Raw genomic sequence first — 22,201 nt, 5'->3', positions numbered from 1 at the left:
GAAAACGGCCATGGTGCCTCCGGGGGACGGTCTTCGCGAGACGGATGCGCAGGCAGTCCATCAGGCACGCGTCCTCTTGCGTGGGGCCCGCTTCGGCGCGCTCGCGGTCGCCGACCCGCAGACGGGCTTTCCTCTGGCAAGCCGCGTCCTTCTCGGCACCGATGTCGACGGCGTGCCGGTCACGCTGGTTTCCGCGCTCGCCCCGCACACCCGGGCCCTGAGCGCAGACGGCCGGGCAAGCATCCTTGCCGGCGAACCGAAGAAGGGCGATCCGCTCGCCCATCCCCGTCTTTCCGTGCGTTGCCAGGCCGAAAGCGTGCCGACGGAAAGTCCGGCGCATGTGCTCCTGCGCGCGCGCTTCCTTCGCCGACATGAAAAGTCCGCTCTCTACATCGATTTGCCCGACTTTACGTTTGTCCGATTCGTGCCGATCGACGCCCGTCTCAACGGCGGATTCGGGCGGGCCTACCAGATCGGCGGCGACGCCCTAAGTATTCGTTCACCTGCGATCGATGCCATTGCGGCGATGGAGGCTGCGGCCGTCGAGCATATGAATGCCGACCATGCAGACGCGGCACGTGTTTATGCCGCGCGCTACGCCGGTGAAAAGCCCGCAAACTGGCGCTTCTGCGGCCTTGATGCTGCCGGATTTGACCTCCAAGCCAGAGACCGGCTTGCAAGGGTCGAATTCGACGAAGTTCTTCTAAGATCAGATGAACTACGTGTGAAACTGGTAACAATGCTCGAAGGGAGCGACTGAATGTCGCAGTAAGTACCGTCTCGCACGAATCCATCGGTGCCGTGCGCAAAATACTGCGGAGAACGCCATTCACTACCGCAGGTACATGGACGGTCGGCTCCGTTCCCTTTTAGGTGAAAGTGTCGCCGCCGTCGGAAAAAAAGAAGCAAATGTGGCCATGGACAAAACGAAACTAGTGGACCGGTCGGAGGAAGCCTCGGCCTTTTTATCGGCTGTCTCAAACGCCAAGCGATTGATGATTTTGTGCCATCTTCAAAGCGAAGAAATGGCCGTTGGGGCGCTGGCAGAAGCGGTCGGTCTTAGCCAGTCCGCCCTGTCTCAACATCTGGCGAAGCTTCGCGCGCGCGACCTCGTCAAGACGCGGCGTGATGCGCAGACCATCTACTATTCGATCGCGTCGGACGACGTGGTAACGCTCCTCAAGACGCTCGACACGATCTTCACGCACGAACGCCGCGGCCAGCACGCCGCCGCCTGATGCGTCGCACGCGCCAGGTCTGGAGTTTACCCAAAACGCATGGGCCGACGGTGCGGAAGAAATTCCCGCCGCCGCGCGCATTGATGTTCGCTAAAGAACAAGCATGAACGGTTGGACGACCGGCGAGATCAAGCCGTACCGGCCGCCTGGTTGTCGAGGTCCATCATGCCGAGAAGGCGACGCATCTGCGGACGGGACGCCACCAGGTCCTCTATCGTGTACCGCTGCAGCACAGAAAAGAAAGCGTTCAGCGCCTCGTAGAACGCGCCGTTCAACGCGCAGCTGTCGACGAGCGGACAATCGACCTCGCCGGCCTCGAAGCATTCCGCCATGGCGAAGCTTTCCTCGGTCACGCGAACGACCTCGTAGAGCGTGATTTCGCCAGCCGGTTTGGCAAGGCGCACACCACCCTTCCGCCCGCGCACGCTTACCATCAGCTTGGCTTCGACGAGCGGCTGCAACACCTTGAAGAGAAAGAGCTCCGAAACGCCATATGCCCCGGCGATATCCTGAACGCGAGCAAGCCGCCCTTCGCAGTTGGCGCCGCAATACATCATCATCCGGATGGCGTAGTTCGTCTGCTTGGTAAGCCGCATGGGTTGAAGCCTTTGCGCGTTCGGTCGGCTCGAACTTAGAACAATTCCAAAGAGAATTAAAACGCTTTCTGGAACGTCTCGCCGATTATCGTCGACGGGAGCCGCGGCGTATCCTCAGGCCCATATGGCATTGTAGTCCGGCCCGAGACGAAGGCCGTGCGGCAGTCCGCGCTTGGGCGGTGGGTCGCACACGCCCTCGTGCAGGTAGTGCAGGCTCGCCTTCAGCGATTCGGAGGTGAACGGCTTGGACATGACGCCGATGGCGCCGAAGAATTCGCCTTCGAGCTTGGCGGGATTGGCCGTCAGGAAGACGAAACGCGACTTCGTCGCGCGTTGGACATGGCGCGCGACCTCGAGACCGGAGGACTGAAGCAGTTCGATATCGAGGAGGATGAGATCTGGGAGGTGCGCGTCGAAGGAAGCGATCGCGCTGTCCGCGCTCGCCTCCCAGCCGACGACATCGTGGCCGAGCTCGACGACGGTGTCCTCGATTTCCATCGCGATCAGCCCCTCGTCTTCGACGATGAGGATACGCATGGGGCGCAACGCGCTTACCGGGCCATCGGATCTTGCGACGGAAAGGTAATGGTCGCTCGCGTTCCCGGTTTTGCATCGCTCCATTCGAGATACCCACCGATCTGCCTTACCAACGAGTCGATAAGCCGTCGGCCGAAAGAATGTTCCCACACCGTGCCGCTCTCGAAGCCCTTGCCGTTGTCCTCGATCGCGAGAATGCAGTTTTCGCCGTCCTGGCTCGTGCGCACCGCGATGGTGCCGCCGGCATCTTCGGCGAAGGCGTGCTGCATGGCGTTGGTGATGATCTCGTTCAGAAGGAGCGAAAGGGGCGACGCCGCGCGCGCCGGTACCTCGACGGGAACGAGCTCGAGCACGAGCTCGATGCCGCTGTCGCGCGAATCGACGAGTTCCTTTGCCGTCTCCCGGATGAACTCGGACAGGTCGAAGCTCGCGACATCACTGCTTTCGTAAAGGCGGCGATGGACGATGCCGAGCGTCTCGACGCGCGAAAGCGTCGTGCGCAGCGCCTCCTTGGCGGCTGCGTCCTTGGAAAAACGCGCCTGGCTACGGATCATCGCCGAGATCATCTGCAGATTGTTCTTCACGCGATGATCGACCTCGTGGAGAAGCAGCGTCTTCTGTTCGAGTGCCGCTTCGAGTTCGGCCGTGCGTTCGCGCACCGCGTCCTCGAGCGCATCCCGGTCTTCGAGCGCCTGGCGTTCGCGTTCGCGGTCGGCCGTCACGTCGAGCTGGGAGGAAAAGAAGAACTGCACCTCGCCGCCTTCCGTGGCCACGGGGCTGAGGTAGAGCGCGTTCCAGAAGGCGGTGCCGTCCTTTGTATAGTTCAGGAGTTCGATGGAGATGTCCTCGAGCGATTCGACTGCCTGTCGAATCGCCGAGACTGCCTCGCGATCGGTTTTCTCGCCCTGAAGGAAACGACAGTTGTTCCCGAGACTTTCTTCCCGCGTATATCCCGTCAGACGACAAAACGCGTCGTTGACGAAGACGATCGGGTTGTCGTCCTGCCGGGGATCGGTAATGATCATCGGCATGCGGGTTGCGCGCACCGCCGCTGCGAAAGGATCCCCTGCCCCCTGTTCCGCATTCAGGCGATCCGTCAGCCGTACTGGATCCGACTCGTCCAAATAACTGCTCCTGATTGTCGATGCCGACCCCACGTCGGCGACCCCACCGTTGCTAATATTGTTGCATGTTCTCCATGTTCAAGAAAGCCGGTCACACAAGCGTGCGACAAGCGTGCCGAAGGGGAACGAAGACGGCACCCGGACATTGACCGGCCATGGCATACGAACTCTTCTACTGGTCGCCCATCCAGGGACGCGGCGAATTCGTTCGGCTCGCCCTCGAAGATGCCGGCGCCGACTATCGCGACGTCGCACGGATCGACGGCGACGGAGCGGTCAGCGCACTCATGGAGGAGAGCAGCACCCCGCCTTTCGCTCCGCCATTCATACGCGACGAAGACGTGATCGTCGGCCAGACGGCAGCAGCGCTCTTTTATCTCGGGCCGAGGCTTGGTCTGGCCCCGGACGACGAACGCCCTCGCTTGTGGACGCATCAGGTCCAACTGACCATCGCCGATCTCGTGGACGAAGCCCACGACGTCCATCATCCGCTCGGTATCGGTCGTTATTACGAGGACCAGAAGGACGAATCGGCACGGCGTGCCGAAGAGTTCCGCTCCGAGCGACTGCCGAAGTTCCTCGGCTGGATGGAGAGCGTGCTCGAGCGCAATCCTTCCGGGCCGGAATACCTCGTCGGCACGACGACGACCTATGCCGACCTTTCCCTCTTCCAGATCGTCGCCGGCTTGCGCTACGCCTTTCCCGAACGCATGACCGCGCTCGAAGGCGCATATCCGAATGTGCTTGCGCTGGCGCAGCGCGTCAGCGAACGCGAAAACATCGCAGCCTACCTGAAAAGCGAGCGCCGGATCGCATTCAACACGATGGGCATCTTCCGGCATTACCCCGAACTCGACGGTTCCCGCTGAGCCGTCGTCTTCACCCGGGCGCGAGGCCGTACGTATAGAGCCTCGCAAGGAAGGCCGCTGCGTCGTGGAAGCGCTCCTCTTCCTTTCCGCCGCCGAGCACGGCGCGAACCTGAACGTCGAAATCGGCATAGTGCTGGGTCGTCGCCCAGACCGAAAAGATGAGGTGGTACGGGTCCACCGGCGCAAGCGTGCCGTTTTCGATCCATCCACGCATCACGCTGGCCTTCTCGTCGACGAGCGTCTTGAGTTCGCCCGCGAGCAACCCGTGTATGCGCGGCGCGCCCGTCAGCATCTCGTTGGCGAAAAGCCGGCTTTCCCGGGGACGGTCGCGTGAAATCTCGAGCTTGCGGAAGACGTATCGCCGGATTTCGTCCAGCGGCTCGCCTTCGGCGCGCATTTCGCGCAGCGGATCGAGCCAGAGACTGAGCAGGTCGCCGAGCACGGCATCGTAGACCTCGCCCTTGCGCCGGAAGTAATAGAGGAGGTTCGGCTTCGACATGCCGGCCTTCGCGGCGATCTGGTCGATCGTCGAGCCCTTGAAGCCGTAACGGGAGAAGATCTCGAGGCCGGCGTCCAGGATACGTTCGCGGTTGGCGCGCTGGATGCGGGTCCCGCACGCCCGACGGCCGGTCGTCTCGTTCATCCTGTTCCCCTCGCCCCGAACGATGAATCGCGACGCCGCGCTTTGATCGACCGATCAAGAATTTGCGTAGCATAGGCTTTGGGATAAAAGAAGCCGCCGCGCCCGCCCTCTTCGAGCTTCGGGCAACGCGAAGAGATCGAACTGTTACCTGTCGAGGAACGCAACCATGGCCGAATCCAACGTCGTCCGCTTTGCCGAAAGCGAGGAAAAGCAGCTTCGCATCGATCTGGCGGCGGCTTTTCGCTTGGCCGCACGGGCCGATTGGCACGAAAGCGTCGCCAACCATTTCTCGGCGTCCGTGTCGCCGGACGGCAAGCGCTTCCTCGTCAATCCGCGCTGGAAGCATTTCTCGTCGATCAGGGCGAGCGACCTCATCCTCGTCGATGCCGACGATCCGGCGACCATGGAGGGCGAGGACGCGCCCGATCCCACGGCATGGTCGATCCATTCGGCGATCCATCGCTCCGTGCCGCACGCCCGCGTGGCGCTCCATCTGCATCCCCCCTACGCGACGACGCTTGCGACGCTGAAGGACCCGACGATCTATCCGATCGATCAGGTCACGGCGCGTTTTTACAACCGCATGGCGATCGACCTTTCCTATGGCGGTATCGCGACGGATGGCGAGGAAGGCGAGCGCATTGCCGCCACCTTCGGCAATCATCGCGTGGTGATGATGGGCAACCACGGTGTCAGCACGGTCGGGGAGACCGTCGCCGAGGCTTACGACGCGATGTATTTTCTGGAGCGCGCCGCCCGAACCACGGTGCTCGCCTATTCGACCGGCCGGCCGCTTTCCGTCCTCGACCACGAGACGGCCGAGATGACGGCTGCCGAATGGGATGCCGACCGCGAACAGCAGTTCGCCCATTTCGAAGAGATGAAGCGCATCCTCGACCGCGAAGCGCCGGATTACGCGGAATAGGTACAAGCGAACGCGCGCAGACGATGGAAGCAAAGACGATGACGGACAGCCTCGCAAAGCGGATCGAACAGGGAAGCGGCGCGGCGAAGGCCGATCTCGTGCTGAAGGGCGGCCGCGTCTTCGATCTCGTCACCGGCGATCTCGTCGAGAGCGACGTTGCGATCTGCGGTGAGACGATCGTCGGTACTTACGAGACCTACGACGCGACGCGCGAGATCGACGTCGCCGGCAAGGTGATCGTGCCGGGCTTCATCGATACGCACCTGCACGTCGAATCCTCGCTTCTCACGCCCCACGAGTTCGACCGTTGCGTGCTGCCGCGCGGCATCACCACCGCGATCTGCGATCCGCACGAGATCGCCAACGTTCTCGGCGCGGAAGGCATACGGTATTTCCTCGCCGCGGCCGACGAGACGATCATGGACTTGCGGGTGCAGCTTTCGAGCTGCGTGCCCGCGACGGACCTCGAAACCTCGGGCGCGGCCCTGTCGATCGACGATCTCCTGCCCTTTCGCGACCACGCGAAGGTCATCGGGCTTGCCGAGTTCATGAACTTTCCCGGCGTGCTCGCGCGCGATCCCGGTTGCATGGCGAAGCTCGAAGCGTTCCGCGGCGGTCATATAGACGGGCACGCGCCGCTGCTTCGCGGTCACGGGCTGAACGGCTACCTCGCAGCCGGCATTCGCACCGAACACGAGGCGACGAGCGCCGACGAGGCGCTCGAAAAGCTTCGCAAGGGCGTTCGCGTGCTGGTGCGCGAGGGTTCGGTCTCGAAGGATCTCGACGCGCTGCTGCCCATCATCACCGAGCGGCATTCGCCCTTTTTGGCGCTGTGTACGGACGATCGCAACCCGCTCGACATCGCAGAGCACGGCCATCTCGACTACATGATCCGGCACGCCATCGAAAACGGCGTCGAGCCGCTGGCGATCTACCGCGCCGCGACGATTTCCGGCGCACGCGCCTTCGGCCTGATGGATCGCGGCCTCGTCGCGCCGGGCTGGCGCGCGGACCTCGTCGTGCTCGACAGCCTGGAAGGCTGCAACGCGGAGATGGTTTTCTCCGCCGGGCGTAGGGTGACCGATGCGCTCTTCGATACGCGCCGTCCGGTGCCGGTCGTCGGGCGGGCGAGCGTTCGCGTGCCCGTTCTCGAAGCGGACGCCTTCGTGGCGAGACCCTCGCGGGGCGAGACGTCCGTCATCGGCATTCTGCCCGGCAAGATCATTACCGAACATCGCCGCCATCGTTTGCCCGAGGCCGGCGGCGAGGCCCTGCCCGACCCGCAGGCCGATATCGTGCGCCTTTCGGTCGTCGAGCGGCATGGAAAGAACGGCAATGTCGCGAACGCCTTCGTCCAGGGCTTCGGGCTCGCCCGCGGCGCGATCGCCTGTTCGATCGGCCACGATAGCCACAATATCGGTGTGGTCGGCCTCGACCGCGCCGAAATGGCGGTGGCGGTCAACCGGCTGCGCGACCTCGAGGGCGGCATCGTCGTCGTGGACGGCGGCAAAGTCGCGGCCGAGATCGCGTTGCCGATCGCCGGGCTGATGAGCGAGGAACCCCATGCGAGCGTGCGCGCCCGGCTCGAGCGATTGCGCGAGGCGGCCCACTCCCTCGGCGTGACGCTGGACGAACCCTTCCTGCAGCTCGCCTTTTTACCGCTGCCCGTGATCCCGCATCTGAAGCTCAGCGATCGCGGGCTCGTGGACGTCGACCGCTTCGCACTGGTCGAGCCTGCCGCCTTGCACTGACACGAGACCTTGCCGTCGGACTTCGGCTCCTCAGCCGAGCCTTGCGCAGAACACGTCGAGCCCGCCGAGGCGAACGCGGTTGTCCTCGATCGCTGGCGCGAAACCGGGCATCGCGACGGGTTCCCCGATCGTCAGACCATCGGGCAGGCGCCATTCGGCCGGCCGGCGCGCGAAGTTGAAGGCGAAGAGCAGACGTTCTCCGTCCCCTTCGCGGACGAAGGCGAGAATATCGTCGTCGGAGGTCAGAAACCGGGTCGTTCCGGTCTTCAGGACCGGATGCCGCCGACGAAACGAAAGCACCGCGCGGTAATGTTCGAGAATGGAACCCTCGACCTCTTCCTGCGTATCGACCGCGCGCAGGCGATGCGCTTCGGGAACCGGTAGCCACGTACGCTCGGCTTTCGAAAAGCCCGCGTTCTGCGCATTCTTCTCCCAGACCATCGGCGTGCGGCAGCCGTCACGCCCCTTGTAGGCCGGCCAGAAACGGATGCCGTAAGGGTCCGTCAGATCTTCGAATGCGAGTTCCGCCTCGCCGAGCCCGAGTTCCTCGCCCTGATAGAGGCAGATCGACCCTTCGAGCGTCGCGACGAGGGCCGCACCGAAGCGGGCGAGCGGATCGGTCCCCTCCCCGTCCCCGGCCCAGCGCGTGACGTGGCGAACGACGTCGTGATTCGACAGCGACCAGCACACCCAGCCGTCCCGGCTTTCGGCCTTGAAGTTCTCGACGGCGCGGCGGAAGTGCGCCGCGCTGAACGGACCCGTCAGCAGGTCGAAGGTGTAGCACATGTGCAGCTTGTCGCTGCCTGCGGTATAGCGCGCGACCGTCTGCAGGGAACGCGCGCCGTCGCTGACCTCGCCGACGGAGGTGCGGCCTTCGTAGCTGTCGAGCAGCGAACGGAACCGGCGCAGGAAATCGAGATTTTCCGGCCGGGTCTTGTCGTAAATATGGTCCTGAAAATCGTAAGGGTTGGTGCGCGCGTCGCCGAGAGTGGCGACGGCGTCCTCGCCGGCGGGAGGCGGCGGATTGTCCCTCAGTTCCGCGTCGTGGAAGTAGAAGTTCGCCGTATCGAGGCGAAATCCGTCCACCCCGCGCTCGAGCCAGAAGCGAACCGTTTCGAGGATCGCGTCCTGGACCTCGGGATTGTGAAAGTTGAGGTCGGGCTGCGAGGCGAGGAAATTGTGCAGATAATACTGTCCGCGCACGCCGTCCCATTCCCAGGCGGGTCCGCCGAAAATGGAAAGCCAGTTGTTGGGCGGCGTACCGTCGGGCTTGGGCTCCGCCCAAACGTACCAGTCGGCCTTCGCAGTGTCGCGGCCGGCCCGGCTTTCCTCGAACCAGGCGTGCTTGCTGGAGGTGTGCGAGAGAACCTGGTCGATGACGACCTTCAGGCCGAGTTCGTGCGCCCTTTCGACCACGGAGTCGAAATCGGCGAGCGTGCCGAACATCGGCTCGACGGCGCAGTAGTCGGAAACGTCGTAGCCCATGTCGTCCATCGGCGAGCGAAAGAACGGCGAAAGCCACACGGCATCCGCGCCGAGATCGGCCGCATGGCGGAGCCGTGCGGCGATCCCCGCGAGGTCGCCGATCCCGTCGCCCGTCGTGTCCTGAAACGATCGCGGATAGATCTGGTAGATCACCGCACCGCGCCACCAATCGGCATTGTCGACGTTCATTCCGGTATGCCCCTTTGTTCCGTATCCGCCGACCTATAGGGCATGGCTGCGCCCTTCGATGCAACCGGGCGTCGTGCAGCGAAACGGCATCGTGATTTTTCGGCAGTCCAACCTTTCCGGGGCATAGGCTCGCATTGCCGGCACGCTTTGGCTAGAACGTGCCGGAACGGTATGGCTGCGGGGCATTCACCAGTCGGACCGGAGAAGGAGAAGGGGAACAGGCAGTGCGAATGACCCGAACGATCATGGCTCTGGTGCTTGTCGGAGCCGGCCTTGCGACAGCGCCGGCGGCGTTTGCCGCCCCGACGAGCGCGACGATCGGCATGCCGCTCGAGCCGCCGACGCTCGATCCGACGACGGGTGCGGCTGCGGCCATCGACGAGGTCACCTACGCCAATATCTTCCAGGGTCTGACGCGCTTTGCCGAGGACGGCTCGATCGAACCGGACCTTGCCCGTTCCTGGGACATCTCGAAGGATGGTCTCGTCTACACCTTCCACCTGCATGACGGCGTGACCTTCCACGACGGCTCGAAGATGACGGCGAGCGACGTGAAGTTCTCGCTCGACCGTGCCCGAGGAAAGGACTCGGCCAACGCGCAGAAGGAACTCTTCACCGATATCGCAAAGGTCGAAGTCGTCGATCCGCTGACCGCGAAGGTCACGCTTTCGCAACCGGACGGAAGCTTCCTGTTCGACATGGCATGGGGCGACGCGCAGATCGTTTCCGAAAAGACGGCCGCCGGCGATGCGACGCATCCGATCGGCACCGGCCCTTTCGAGTTCGACGACTGGGTGCGCGGCGATCACATCACGCTCAAGCGCTACGCGAATTACTGGGGTGACCCGGCAAAGCTCGAAACCGTGACCTTCCGGTTCATCTCCGACCCGACCGCGGCGTTCGGCGCCATGATGTCGGGCGATCTCGACGCCTACCCGAACTATCCGGCACCGGAAAACCTGCAGCAGTTCCAGGGCGACCCGCGGTTCAAGGTCATGGTTGGGTCGACGGAGGGTGAGACGATCCTTGCGATGAACAACGGTCGCAAGCCGTTCAAGAACAAGAAGGTCCGAGAAGCCGTCGCGCATGCGATCGATCGCGAGGCGATCATCAACGGCGCCTATTTCGGATACGGGAAGCCGATCGGCTCGCACTTCGCGCCGCAGAACCCGGCTTATATCGATCTTACGGGCCTTTCGAAATACGACCCGCAGCTCTCGAAGAAGCTTCTCGTCGAAGCCGGCTATCCGGAAGGTTTCAAAACGACGCTGAAGCTTCCCCCGCCATCCTATGCGCGCCGTGGCGGCGAGATCGTCGCCGCGCAGCTTCGCCAGGTCGGCATCGACGTGAAGATCGTCAACGTCGAATGGGCGCAGTGGCTGCAGACCGTCTTCAAGGACAAGGACTACGACCTGACCATCGTCTCGCATACGGAGCCGATGGATATCGGCATCTACGCGCGGGACGACTACTACTTCAATTACCACTCCGATCGCTTCAAGAAGATCATGGCCGAGCTCGACCGAACCACGGATCCCGAAAAGCGCACCGAACTCCTGAAGCAAGCGCAGAAGCGAATCGCCGAGGATTACGTCAACGCGTTTCTGTTCGAGCTGCCCAAGCTCGGCGTCGCTAAAAAGAACCTTATGGGGTTATGGAAGAACTCCCCCACGCCGGCAAACGACTTGACCGAGGTGCACTGGCGGAACTAGAGCGCTCTGCGACCCGATTGAATCGCGTCCAGCACGCCATCTCTTTGATTCGCGCATTGTTCGCGACGCCGGACTGGGTCAGTCTGGCTGGAAAATGCTCCAGGCCCCTGGGATAAGCGATCGCCATACGCGGTCGCCTTCACCGAGCGAGGCGCGGCGGGTTTCGACATGCTTCTCTTCGCGTGCAAGCGCTTCGTCTCGCTCGCCCTCACGCTCGTTGCGGCGAGCATCGTCATCTTCGCCGTGACCAACATCGTGCCGGGCGATCCCGCGCGCGTCATGCTCGGCCTCGATGCGAGCCCGCAGGCGGTTGCCGCGCTGCACCGCGAACTTGGCCTCGACCAGCCGATCCTCATGCGCTACGCCAGTTGGGTCGGCGGGCTTCTCAGCGGTAATTTCGGTGTCAGCTACACCTACAAGGTGCCCGTTTCGCAGCTGATCGGCCAACGCATCTGGATCTCGCTGCCGCTCGCGCTCTATGCGCTTTCGCTCTCCATCCTCGTCGCGTTTCCAGCGGGCGTCCTGTCGGCTTCCAGGCGCAACTCGGCGCGCGACGTCTCGATCATGGGGCTGACCCAGCTCGGCATCGCCCTTCCGAACTTCTGGTTCGCGATGCTGCTCGTCCTTCTGTTTTCGATCACGCTGCACTGGTTTTCGGCCGGCGGGTTTCCGGGATGGCAAGCCGGATTTTTCCCCTGCATGAAGGCGCTGACCCTGCCGGCCATCGCCCTCGCCCTGCCCCAGGCTTCGATCCTCGCGCGCGTGCTCCGCTCCTCGCTCCTCGATATGCTGGGCGAGGATTTCGTGCGGACGGCACGCGCAAAGGGGCTGACGCGAAGCCAGGCATTGCGGCGGCATGCGCTGCGCAACGCGCTGATCCCGGTGCTCACGATCGTCGGCCTGCAGTTTTCGTTCCTGCTCGCCGGCGCGATCATCATCGAGAACGTCTTCTACCTGCCCGGCCTCGGTCAGCTCGTCTTCAAGGCGATCGCGCAGCGCGACCTCGTGGTCGTGCAGTCGGTCGTCGTCCTGCTGGTGCTCGCGGTCGTTCTCGTCACCTTCCTGACCGATCTCGCCTATGCGGCGGCGGATCCGCGGTTGCGGACGCGTCGGCGATGAGCGTCCCGGCCGATCGCACGCGCCCGAAGCGCACGGGCTTCCTTTCCGCAGCGGTGCGCACGCCGGCGTTCGCGATCGGCTTTGCCCTCAGTGCGGTGTTCCTCCTGGCCGCCGTGGTCTCGTTCGCATGGACGCCCTACGACGTCACCGCGATGAACATCGCCGACAAGCTGCAACCACCCTCGGCTGCGCACTGGTTCGGCACGGATCATTTCGGTCGCGACGTTTTTTCCATGGTCATGGTCGGTGCGCGCGCCTCCATCGCCGTGGCACTGGTCGCCGTCGGGATCGGTGTGGCGGCAGGGGTGCCGCTCGGCCTTGCCGCGGCGGCGCGGCGAGGTTCGCTGCTCGACGAGATCATCATGCGTACGAACGATCTCGTCTTCGCCTTCCCCGCCCTTCTCATGGCGATCATGATCACGGCGATCTTCGGTCCGGGCGCCGTCAACGCCATCGTCGCGATCGGCATCTTCAATATCCCGGTCTTCGCGCGCCTCTCGCGCGGCGCTGCCCTTTCCATATGGACGCGGGACTACATCATGGCCGCGCGCGTAGCGGGGAAGAAGGCTGCCCGGATCTCGCTGGAGCATATCCTGCCGAACATCGCCAACATCCTCGTGGTGCAGGCCACCATCCAGTTCTCGCTCGGCATCCTCGCCGAAGCCGGCCTCGCCTATGTCGGCCTCGGCACGCAACCGCCGCTGCCGAGTTGGGGCCGCATGCTCGCCGATTCGCAGACGATGATCGCCTTCGCCCCTTACCTCGCGATTTTTCCGGGCATGGCGATCGTGTGCACCGTTCTCGGCCTCAACCTGATGGGCGACGGGCTGCGCGACATCCTCGACCCGAGGCTGAGACGGGCGCGATGAGCAAGCCGCTTCTTGCCGTCGAGCACCTCGACCTTTCGATCGGCGACCGGCCGGTGCTCCGCGACGTGGGCCTTACCCTCGAGGCAGGCGAGGTGCTCGGCATCGTCGGGGAATCGGGTTCCGGCAAGAGCATGACGGCGAACGCGATCATGCAGCTCCTCCCGGAAACAGCGCAATGGACGGGCTCGATCCGTCTCGATGGCAAAGCCCTCGAAGGGTACGACGAAGCGCGGATGTGCACCGTGCGCGGGCGGGAGATCGGCATGGTCTTCCAGGAGCCGATGACCGCGCTGAACCCCGTCCGCACGATCGGCGATCAGGTGGCCGAGACGGTACGCATCCACACCGATGCGAGCAGGCGCGAAGCCCGCGACATCGCCCGCGAGACGCTGAACCGGGTCGGGCTGCCGGAGGAGCGCTTCTCGCTTGATCGTTACCCCCACGACCTTTCCGGCGGCCAGCGACAGCGCGTCGTGATTGCCATGGCGATCGTCCTGAAACCGAAGCTTCTGATCGCCGACGAGCCGACGACGGCACTCGACGTCACGACGCAGGCGAACATCCTCGCCCTTCTCAAACGCCTCGTCGCGGAGGACGGCGCAGGCCTCGTCCTCATCACGCACGACCTTGCGGTCATGGCCGGCATGGCGGACCGGATCGTCGTCATGCGCAACGGTGCGATCGTCGAAGACGGCCGCACGCAAACCCTCTTTACGACGCCACATCATCCCCATACGAAGGCGCTCCTCGAAGCGTCCACCAGCGCGCCGGCCGGCAAGCGGCAACTCGAGACATCGGCCGAGATCCTCACCGTTTCGGGCGTCGTGCGCGACTACGCCTTGCCGCGGCGATCCCTGTTCTCGCCTGCGGCGAGCTTCTGCGCCGTCGATCATGTTTCCATGGCGCTACGCCGCGGTGAGAATGTCGGGCTCGTCGGCGAATCGGGCTGCGGAAAGTCCACCCTCGTGCGCACCATTCTCGGGCTCGATCCCCTCACCACCGGCTCGATCGAGATCGGCGGCCTTCCGTTTCATGCGGCGGGTTCGAAGCCGGATCAGGCCCTTCGCCGAAAGGTGCAGGTCGTCTTTCAGGACCCCTACGCCTCCTTCGATCCGCGCCACCGGGTCGCCCGTCTCATCGGCGAGCCGTTCCATCTGCTTGCCGACGCCCCTCGCGGCAAGCAGCGACGCGAACGCATCGCCGCGGCTCTCGCCGACGTCGGCCTGCAACCGGACGACGCGGAGCGTTATATCCACGAATTCTCCGGCGGCGAGCGCCAGCGCATCGCGATCGCGCGTGCACTGATCATCGAGCCGGAGATCATCGTCCTCGACGAAGCGGTCTCGGCGCTCGACGTCTCGATCCGCTCGCGCATCCTGGACCTGCTCGCCGACCTTTCGAGGCGACGCTCGATCGCCTATCTCTTCGTCTCGCACGACCTTTCGGTCGTCCGTGCGATCACCGACAGGATCTACGTCATGCAGGCCGGGCGCATCATCGAGGAAGGCGAGACGGAACGCGTCTTCGCCGAGCCCCGCCACGCCTACACGCGCAGCCTGATCGCGGCGACACCCGATATCGAACGTGAGCTCGCGAAATCGCGAAGGAAGGCCGAACGGGCTGCCACCCCGTAAGCGCGGCGCGAGCGCTTCGCCTTCGACTTCACCGGCATCGCATGCGAAGATGCCGATCGCTCCGAATGAGCCAGGGAGGCCATAGGTGAAACCCGGTCCACGCAATCTCATCACCGACGTCGAGGGGCTGATCGTCGGCAACGCGGCGGATGCGCGGCTGAAGTCCGGCGTCACCGTCCTGACCTCCGCCGATCGCTTCACCGCCGCCGTCCACGTGATGGGCGGCGCGCCCGGCACACGGGAAACCGACCTGCTCGCGCCGGGCCGCATGGTCGAAACGGTCGATGCGCTCGTCCTTTCAGGCGGTTCCGCTTTCGGCCTCGATGCGGCATCCGGGGTTTCGGACGGTCTTCGTGCGGCCGGTCGCGGTCTGACCGTCGGGCCGGTAAGCGTGCCCATCGTTCCGGCCGCCATCCTTTTCGATCTGACGAACGGAGGCGACAAGGCTTGGACGGAAAACCCCTACCACGCCCTCGGCCGTGCGGCGTTCGAGGCGGCGGGCGAGACGTTCCCGGTCGGTTCCGAAGGTGCGGGAACGGGTGCCACCACCGGCACGCTGAAGGGCGGTCTCGGTTCGGCCTCGCTCGTGCTCGACAGCGGCCACACCGTCGGTGCGCTCGTCGCGGCCAATCCTTATGGCAGCGTCACGGTCGGGAACGGTCCGCATTTCTGGGCGGCGCCCTTCGAGGTCGATGGCGAGTTCGGCGGGCTTGGCCCGTCGCCCGAAACGCCGGGGCTCGTCCAGCCTGCCAACCGGAAGGGCGAGGCCTTCGCGTCCGGCGCCAACACGACGATCGCGATCGTCGCGACCGATGCGGCGCTGACCAAGGCCGGGGCGCAGCGCATGGCGACCGCGGCCCACGACGGGATGGCACGCGCGATCGTTCCTTCCCATACATTCTTCGACGGCGATCTCGTCTTCGCCGCGGCGACGGGAGCCAAGCCGCCCGGCGATGATCCCCACACGTTGCTGATGCTCGGCCACGGTGCAGCTCTCTGCCTTGCCCGCGCGATCGCGCGTGCCGTCTACGCGGCGCGACCGGCGGCCGGCGATACCCTTCCGACGTGGTCCGAGACCGTGCGCGACGATCCCGCCGACCGCAGCAAAGGCGCATGAGGGAAAGCGGTGTCGGCGTGTCCGAAGGCGCTTTCCGTGATTTTCGGTCGACAGGGCGGCGTTATTTTGCGCAGAATGTCGCGTGGCACATTATATGCGCAAGGAAGTTGCGAAGATCAAAACTCGATTGCGGGTGCGGATTGTGGCGACTAATAGGCGATTTACGCATCGGTGAAACCGGGTCGTGTTCCTGACCGTGATCGGATCGCGTTCCGCCTAGCCGCCGGCTGCGGCGTTCACCGTCATGCGCGCCTTGACGAAACTGGGAGAATTTCATGAAACGAATTACCAAAGTGCTGACCGCATCGCTCTTCGCGTCGGTCATGGCATCGGCGGTGCAGGCACAGACGCTGGTCTATTGCTCGGAAGGCTCGCCGGAAGGCTTCGATCCCGCGCTCTACACGACCGGTACGACCTTCGACGCCTCGTCGCGCACGATCTACAACCGCCTCGTCGAGTTCAAGCACGGTAGCACCGAGCTGACCCCCGGCCTCGCCAAGAGCTGGGACGTCTCGGACGACGGCACGGTCTACACCTTCCACCTTCGCGACGGCGTCAAGTTCGGCGCGACCGACTACTTCAAGCCTTCCCGCGACATGAACGCCGACGACGTCGTCTTCTCGTTCAACCGTCAGCTCAAGGACGGCAACCCCTGGCACGACTACGCCAACGGCACGACCTACACCTACTTTTCGAGCATGGGCTTCGATTCGCTGCTCAAGAAGGTCGAGAAGGTCGACGACAAGACGGTGAAGTTCACCCTGTCGCGTCCGAGCGCGCCGTTCCTGGCCGATCTCGCCATGGACTTCTCGTCGATCATGTCGAAGGAGTACGCCGATCAGCTCAAGAAGAACGGCAACATGGGCGATCTGAACCAGAAGCCGGTCGGCACCGGTCCGTTCACCTTCGTCGCCTATCAGCCGGACGCCGTCATTCGCTACAAGGCGAACCCGGACTACTGGGACGGCAAGCAGAAGCTCGACAATCTCGTCTTCGCGATCACGCCGGAAGCTTCCGTGCGCACGCAGAAGCTGAAGTCCGGCGAATGCCAGATCATGCCGTACCCGAATGCGGCGGACGTGGCCGGGCTGAAGAAGGACGACAGCCTCCAGGTTCTTGAACAGCCGGGCCTTAACATCGCATATCTGGCTTATAACGTCAGCCAGAAGCCCTTCGACAACGTCAAGGTGCGCAAGGCGCTCAACATGGCCGTCGACAAGAAGGCGATCGTCCAGTCGGTCTTTCAGGGCATGGCGCAGGTCGCCACGAACCCGATCCCGCCGACCATGTGGAGCTACAACAAGTCCGTCCAGGACGATCCGTACGATCCCGACAAGGCCAAGCAGATGCTGGCCGACGCCGGCGTCAAGAACCTCAAGATGAACATCTGGGCGATGCCGGTCTCGCGTCCCTACATGCTGAACGCACGGCGCGCCGCGGAAATCATCCAGGCCGACTTCAAGAAGATCGGCGTCACGGCCAACATCGTCAGCTACGAATGGGGCGAATACATCAAGCGCGCCGGCCAGAAGGACCATGACGGCGCGGTGATGCTGGGCTGGACGGGCGACAACGGCGATCCGGACAACTTCCTGAACACCCTCCTCGGCTGCGACGGCGTCGGAACGTCGAACAACGTCGCGGAATGGTGCGACAAGGATTTCCAGAGCCTCGTCGACAAGGCCGCCCGCACCACCGACAAGGACGAGCGCGTCAAGCTCTACCAGCAGGCCCAGAAGATCTTCAAGCAGCAGGCACCGTGGATGACGATCGACCATTCGACCGTCATCATGCCGATGAGCAAGAAGGTCCAGGGCTTCCAGCAGGACCCGCTCGGCTTCCACCGCTTCGACGATGTGAGCCTGTCGCAGTAGGCACCTCGATCAAGTATCGGAAAGCGCCGGTATCCGGCGCTTTCCATCCGGTTGCTCCCGTTCGTCAGCGTCGGCCTCCCGTTCATCGGAACGGGCCGGGCGTTCCGTACGGCCAGTCGAACGGAGCCTCGCAGGGTAACGCATGCTACAATTCATCCTCAGGCGCATCGCCGTCCTCGTGCCGACCTTCATCGGCGTGTCGCTGATCGCCTTCTCGTTCATCCGCCTTCTGCCGGGCGACCCCGTGATCCTGATGGCGGGCGAGCATGGCATGACGCCCGCGCAGCACGCCGCGGCCATGCACGCGCTCGGGCTCGACAAGTCGCTGCCGCTCCAATACCTCGACTATCTCGGCGGGGTGCTGACCGGCGATTTCGGCAGTTCCGTCGTGACCAAGCGTCCGGTCATCGACGAATTCTTCTCGCGCTTTCCCGCGACCCTCGAACTATCGATCTGCGCGATGATCCTCGCGGTCGGCATCGGCATTCCAGCCGGCATGCTCGCTGCGATCAAGCGCGGTTCCGTGCTCGAACAGGGCATCATGGGCACCGCCCTCATCGGCTATTCCATGCCGATCTTCTGGTGGGGACCGTTGCTCATCATTCTCTTTTCCGGGATCCTTGGCTGGACGCCGGTCTCCGGTCGCATCTCGCTGATGTATTATTTCCCGACGCCGACGGGGTTCATGCTGATCGACAGTCTGCTTTCCGGACAGGAAGGCGCGTTTACCTCGGCGCTATCCCACCTCGTGCTGCCGGCGATCGTGCTCGCCACGATTCCGCTCGCCGTCATCGCCCGGCAGACGCGTTCGGCAATGCTCGAAGTCCTCGGCGAGGACTATGTGCGCACGGCTCGCGCCAAGGGTATGCCGCCGCGCCGCGTCGTCGGCATCCATGCGTTGAGAAACGCGATGATCCCGGTCGTCACCACCATCGGCCTTCAGGTCGGCGTGCTGATGGCCGGCGCGATCCTGACGGAAACCATCTTCTCGTGGCCCGGGATCGGCAAGTGGATGGTCGACTCGGTCTTCCGCCGAGACTACCCCGTCATTCAGGGCGGTCTGCTCATCATCGCGATCATCATCATGCTCGTGAACCTTGCCGTCGACGTCCTCTACGGCTTCATCAACCCGCGCATCCGGCACACCTGACATGGCGCTTGAAGAAAGCATCTCCGAAGAAGCGGCCGAAGAGCTCGCCAGGAACGAAACCCCGGCGCGGCGCTCGGGCCTGTCCGAGTTCTGGTACTACTTCTCCGAAAACCGCGGTGCCGTCGCCGGCCTCGTCGTTTTCGCCCTGCTCGTGCTGGTGGCCATCCTCGCGCCGCTGCTCGCCCCGCACGACCCGAACATCCAGTTCGACAACGCCCAGCTCCTGCCGCCCGCATGGACGTCGGGAGGCGAATGGCGCTTCTTCCTCGGCACGGACGCCGTCGGCCGCGATATCTTCTCGCGCCTGATCTACGGCTCGCGCTTTTCGCTCTTCATCGGCATCGTCGTGGTGGCGATCGCTTTGCTGGGCGGCGTTACGGTCGGCCTCATCGCCGGTTACGTTCGCGGATGGCTCGATACGCTGATCATGCGGATCATGGATGTCATCCTCGCCTTTCCCTCGCTGCTTCTGGCGCTCGTGCTCGTCGCCGTGCTCGGCCCCGGCCTCGTCAACGCCATGATCGCCATCGCCATCGTCCTGCAGCCGCACTTCGTCCGGCTGACGCGAGCTGCGGTGATTGGCGAGATCGACCGGGAATACGTGATTTCCGCACGTGTCGCCGGCGCGTCGCCGTTCTACCTGATGACGCGCACGCTACTGCCGAACTGTCTCGGTCCTGTCATAGTCCAGGCCGCACTTTCCTTTTCGAACGCCATTCTCGACGCAGCGGCACTCGGCTTCCTCGGCATGGGCGCGCAACCGCCCACCCCGGAATGGGGAACGATGCTCGCCGAATCGCGCGAGTTCATCCTGAAGGCGTGGTGGGCGGTCACCTTCCCGGGCCTTGCCATCCTCGTCACCGTGCTCGCCATCAACCTGATGGGCGACGGCCTGCGCGACGCGCTCGATCCCAAGCTGAAGAGGTCCTGATGGCGCTTCTCGAAATCGAGAACCTTTCGGTCAGCTTCCAGACGTCTGGCGGCATGTTCCGTGCTGTTCACGACATATCGCTGACCTGCGACCAGGGCGAGATCCTGTCGATCGTCGGCGAATCGGGCTCCGGCAAGTCCGTCGCCATGCTCGCCCTCATGGGTCTCCTGCCCTGGACGGCGAGCGTCGAGGCGAAGCGGCTGGCCTTTCAGGGCAACGATCTGCGCGCCATGGGTCCGCGCGCGCGCCGCAAGGTCATCGGCCGCGAGATGGCAATGATCTTTCAGGAGCCGATGTCGAGCCTCAACCCGTGCTTCACCGTCGGCTTCCAGCTCGGCGAATCGCTGCGCAAACATCTCGGCCTCGGCCGGAAGGAGCGGCGCGAAAAGGCGATCGAGCTCTTGAAGCAGGTCGGTATTCCGGCGCCCGAAAAGCGGCTGAACGTCTTTCCGCACCAGCTTTCGGGCGGCATGAGCCAGCGCGTGATGATCGCCATGGCGCTCGCCTGCGATCCCAAGCTCCTGATCGCCGACGAGCCGACGACGGCCCTCGACGTCACGATCCAGGCCCAGATCCTGGAACTGCTCGTCGATCTTCAGAAAAAGAAGGACATGGCGCTCATCCTCATCACGCACGACATGGGCGTGGTGGCCGAGACCGCCGAGCGCGTTCAGGTCCAGTATGCCGGCGAAAAGGTCGAAGAGCAGCACGTGAAGGATCTCTTCGCCGATCCGCACCACCCCTATACCGCAGCGCTTCTCGCGGCCCTGCCCGAACGCGCGACGGACAAGCGCCTGCCCGCCATTCCGGGCGTCGTGCCCGGCCAGTACGACCGGCCGGAAGGCTGCCTGTTCTCGCCGCGATGCCGCTATGCCGACGACCTTTGCCGCAGGTCGGTCAAACGACAGGGCCCGGAGTTCGGTGGCGCGCTGTGCAACTACCCCCTCGTGAACGGCCGGCCGACCGGCAAGGAAGAGGCGAACGCGATGGACGACGTCACCTCATGAGCGAACACGTTCTCGAAGCGCGTGACCTCGCGCGCTTTTACGAAACATCGAGCGGTGCCTTCGCGAAACCGGCGACCGTGCGTGCACTCGACGGTGCCTCCTTCGATCTCGAAGCCGGGCGCACGCTCGCCATCGTCGGCGAATCGGGTTGCGGGAAGTCGACGCTCGCACGCGTCCTAACCATGATCGAGCCGCCCTCGCGAGGCGAACTCACCATCGACGGCAGAACCGTCAGCGGCAAGGCGGATCCGAAGCTTCGCCAGGCGATCCAGATCGTCTTCCAGAACCCGTTCGGCTCGCTCAATCCCCGCCAGAAGATCGGTGCGATCCTGGAAGAGCCGCTGAAGCTGAACACCGACGTGAAGGCCAGGGAGCGCAAGCGCCGCGGGCTTGCCATGCTCGAACGTGTCGGCCTTCGCGCCGAACACTACGAGCGGTATCCGCACATGTTTTCCGGCGGCCAGCGCCAGCGCATCGCGATCGCTCGCGCGCTCATGCTGCAACCGCGCGTCCTCGTCCTGGACGAGCCGGTTTCCGCGCTCGACGTCTCGATCCAGGCGCAGGTGCTCAACATCCTGAACGACCTTCAGGAAGAATTCGGTCTCGCCTACGTCTTCATCAGCCACGACCTTTCTGTCGTGCGTCATATCGCCGACGAGATCCTGATCATGTATCTCGGCCGGGTCGTCGAGCACGGCAGCGCGAAGGAGGTCTTCGCGCATCCGACCCACCCCTATACCGCGGCGCTTCTTTCGGCGACGCCGGTCGCCGATCCGACACGCGAGAAGAACCGCATTCCGTTGACCGGCGAACTGCCCTCGCCGCTCGACCCGCCGCCTGGCTGCCCCTTCAACCCGCGGTGCTGGAAGGCGCAGGCGGATTGCACGCGCGCCTTCCCGCCCGATACCGGCGAAGCCGGCCATTTCGCCGCATGCTACCATCCGCTTGCTGAAAACGAGACGACCGCATGAAAAGCTGGAACATTCTCGCGTAGTTGTCCGTTTTTTCCTGCTCCCGTGAACGAGGTTGAAAATGACGAACCATCCCGAAATCGACAGAGCCATCACCGCCCTGGAACGCCAGATTCACGAACTTCGTCGCGAGGCAGCCCGGGTTTCGAATTCCGTGCCGTCCGGACGGATGGCGCTCGATTTTCTCGGAAATCGCTCGCGCGATCTTTACGACGGGACGTTTCGTGGTCTTCGCCGTGCGGAGCGCTACGCCAAGCGCGAGGGCAACTATCTGGCAGGCGTCACGCGCGAAAACCCGGTGGCCGTCTCGACAGCAACGATCGCGGCCGTCGGCCTGATCGGCGCCGGCCTCTGGTATCTGATGAAATCCGAGAAGTAGTCCGCGCGCGCCTTGTAAGCACTACGCGAACTCGGCCGGCCGAGCGCCGTACTCGACACATCTGCAAAACGAAGAATGCCG

The 22,201-nt window shown here is 64.0% G+C and carries 21 protein-coding genes; 16 read left to right on the top strand and 5 right to left on the bottom strand.

All coding sequences use genetic code 11. The annotated features are described in order from the left end of the window. Positions 1-10 precede the first annotated feature (10 nt). Entirely contained in the window at positions 11-760 is a 750-nt protein-coding gene (locus tag FJU11_RS03505) for a HugZ family pyridoxamine 5'-phosphate oxidase (RefSeq protein ID WP_141165638.1), read from the top strand. Between the two features lie 157 nt (positions 761-917). Next, the gene (locus FJU11_RS03500; RefSeq protein WP_141165742.1) at positions 918-1,238 is read left to right on the top strand and encodes an ArsR/SmtB family transcription factor; all 321 of its coding nucleotides are present in this window, start codon (positions 918-920) and stop codon (positions 1,236-1,238) included. Positions 1,239-1,366: 128 nt separating this feature from the next. On the opposite strand, the gene rirA is transcribed toward FJU11_RS03500, so the two are convergent. The 3 genes from rirA to FJU11_RS03485 form a co-directional block, all read right to left on the bottom strand. After that, entirely contained in the window at positions 1,367-1,834 is a 468-nt protein-coding gene (gene rirA, locus FJU11_RS03495) for an iron-responsive transcriptional regulator RirA (RefSeq protein ID WP_141165637.1), read from the bottom strand. 114 nt (positions 1,835-1,948) lie between these two features. After that, the gene (locus FJU11_RS03490; RefSeq protein WP_181408025.1) at positions 1,949-2,371 is read right to left on the bottom strand and encodes a response regulator; all 423 of its coding nucleotides are present in this window, start codon (positions 2,369-2,371) and stop codon (positions 1,949-1,951) included. A 14-nt stretch (positions 2,372-2,385) separates the two neighbouring features. Continuing rightward, positions 2,386-3,495: a histidine kinase dimerization/phosphoacceptor domain -containing protein gene (locus FJU11_RS03485; protein ID WP_235890796.1), complete on the bottom strand. Its 1,110-nt coding sequence runs from the start codon at positions 3,493-3,495 to the stop codon at positions 2,386-2,388. 155 nt (positions 3,496-3,650) lie between these two features. On the opposite strand from FJU11_RS03485, the gene FJU11_RS03480 reads away from it, so the two are divergent. After that, positions 3,651-4,364 carry a glutathione S-transferase gene (locus FJU11_RS03480; RefSeq protein WP_141165635.1) on the top strand — a complete coding sequence of 238 codons (714 nt, stop codon included), beginning with the start codon at positions 3,651-3,653 and terminating at the stop codon, positions 4,362-4,364. Positions 4,365-4,374: 10 nt separating this feature from the next. On the opposite strand, the gene FJU11_RS03475 is transcribed toward FJU11_RS03480, so the two are convergent. Next, positions 4,375-5,007, bottom strand: coding sequence for a TetR family transcriptional regulator C-terminal domain-containing protein (locus tag FJU11_RS03475; protein WP_141165634.1), 633 nt, complete (start codon positions 5,005-5,007; stop codon positions 4,375-4,377). A 166-nt stretch (positions 5,008-5,173) separates the two neighbouring features. On the opposite strand from FJU11_RS03475, the gene FJU11_RS03470 reads away from it, so the two are divergent. Together FJU11_RS03470 and ade are read left to right on the top strand one after the other, a co-directional pair. Beyond that, positions 5,174-5,932 carry a class II aldolase/adducin family protein gene (locus FJU11_RS03470; RefSeq protein WP_141165633.1) on the top strand — a complete coding sequence of 253 codons (759 nt, stop codon included), beginning with the start codon at positions 5,174-5,176 and terminating at the stop codon, positions 5,930-5,932. Between the two features lie 38 nt (positions 5,933-5,970). Then, positions 5,971-7,683 (top strand): adenine deaminase, encoded by a 1,713-nt coding sequence (gene ade / locus FJU11_RS03465; RefSeq protein WP_141165632.1) that lies wholly within the window; start codon positions 5,971-5,973, stop codon positions 7,681-7,683. A 30-nt stretch (positions 7,684-7,713) separates the two neighbouring features. Here the strand turns inward: ade and bglA are convergent, their stop codons facing one another. Beyond that, positions 7,714-9,357, bottom strand: a complete 1,644-nt coding sequence (bglA, locus tag FJU11_RS03460; RefSeq protein ID WP_141165631.1) for a beta-galactosidase BglA — start codon at positions 9,355-9,357, stop codon at positions 7,714-7,716. 230 nt (positions 9,358-9,587) lie between these two features. Here bglA and FJU11_RS03455 point away from each other — a divergent pair, with 230 nt between their 5' ends. The 11 genes from FJU11_RS03455 (at position 9,588) to FJU11_RS03405 (ending at position 22,120) form a co-directional block, all read left to right on the top strand. Then, positions 9,588-11,069, top strand: coding sequence for an ABC transporter substrate-binding protein (locus tag FJU11_RS03455; RefSeq protein WP_141165630.1), 1,482 nt, complete (start codon positions 9,588-9,590; stop codon positions 11,067-11,069). A gap of 168 nt (positions 11,070-11,237) precedes the next feature. Continuing rightward, on the top strand, positions 11,238-12,188 hold the full coding sequence (locus tag FJU11_RS03450; protein WP_141165629.1) for an ABC transporter permease: 951 nt from the start codon (positions 11,238-11,240) through the stop codon (positions 12,186-12,188). Further along, complete coding sequence (locus tag FJU11_RS03445; RefSeq protein WP_141165628.1) at positions 12,185-13,057, top strand: ABC transporter permease; 873 nt, start codon at positions 12,185-12,187, stop codon at positions 13,055-13,057. Before FJU11_RS03450 ends, FJU11_RS03445 begins: the two co-directional genes overlap by 4 nt. Beyond that, positions 13,054-14,691: an ABC transporter ATP-binding protein gene (locus FJU11_RS03440; protein WP_141165627.1), complete on the top strand. Its 1,638-nt coding sequence runs from the start codon at positions 13,054-13,056 to the stop codon at positions 14,689-14,691. The genes FJU11_RS03445 and FJU11_RS03440 overlap by 4 nt, the downstream gene beginning before the upstream one ends. 85 nt (positions 14,692-14,776) lie before the next feature. Next, the gene (locus tag FJU11_RS03435) at positions 14,777-15,808 is read left to right on the top strand and encodes a P1 family peptidase (protein WP_141165626.1); all 1,032 of its coding nucleotides are present in this window, start codon (positions 14,777-14,779) and stop codon (positions 15,806-15,808) included. A 275-nt stretch (positions 15,809-16,083) separates the two neighbouring features. After that, positions 16,084-17,682 carry an ABC transporter substrate-binding protein gene (locus FJU11_RS03430; RefSeq protein WP_141165625.1) on the top strand — a complete coding sequence of 533 codons (1,599 nt, stop codon included), beginning with the start codon at positions 16,084-16,086 and terminating at the stop codon, positions 17,680-17,682. Between the two features lie 142 nt (positions 17,683-17,824). Next, a complete protein-coding gene (locus FJU11_RS03425) occupies positions 17,825-18,832 on the top strand; it encodes an ABC transporter permease subunit (RefSeq protein WP_141165624.1) in 1,008 nt (335 codons plus the stop codon). Between the two features lies 1 nt (position 18,833). Then, positions 18,834-19,763, top strand: coding sequence for an ABC transporter permease subunit (locus FJU11_RS03420; RefSeq protein ID WP_141165623.1), 930 nt, complete (start codon positions 18,834-18,836; stop codon positions 19,761-19,763). Next, entirely contained in the window at positions 19,763-20,770 is a 1,008-nt protein-coding gene (locus FJU11_RS03415) for an ABC transporter ATP-binding protein (RefSeq protein WP_141165622.1), read from the top strand. Before FJU11_RS03420 ends, FJU11_RS03415 begins: the two co-directional genes overlap by 1 nt. Further along, a complete protein-coding gene (locus FJU11_RS03410) occupies positions 20,767-21,741 on the top strand; it encodes a dipeptide ABC transporter ATP-binding protein (protein WP_141165621.1) in 975 nt (324 codons plus the stop codon). The genes FJU11_RS03415 and FJU11_RS03410 overlap by 4 nt, the downstream gene beginning before the upstream one ends. Positions 21,742-21,802: 61 nt before the next feature. Further along, positions 21,803-22,120 (top strand): hypothetical protein, encoded by a 318-nt coding sequence (locus FJU11_RS03405; protein ID WP_141165620.1) that lies wholly within the window; start codon positions 21,803-21,805, stop codon positions 22,118-22,120. Positions 22,121-22,201 lie beyond the last annotated feature (81 nt).

Source organism: Pararhizobium mangrovi, assembly GCF_006516965.1.
Lineage (GTDB): Bacteria > Pseudomonadota > Alphaproteobacteria > Rhizobiales > Rhizobiaceae > Pararhizobium_B > Pararhizobium_B mangrovi.
Note: the sequence above shows the minus strand (reverse complement) of the source record. Positions and strands in the feature narration are given on the sequence as shown.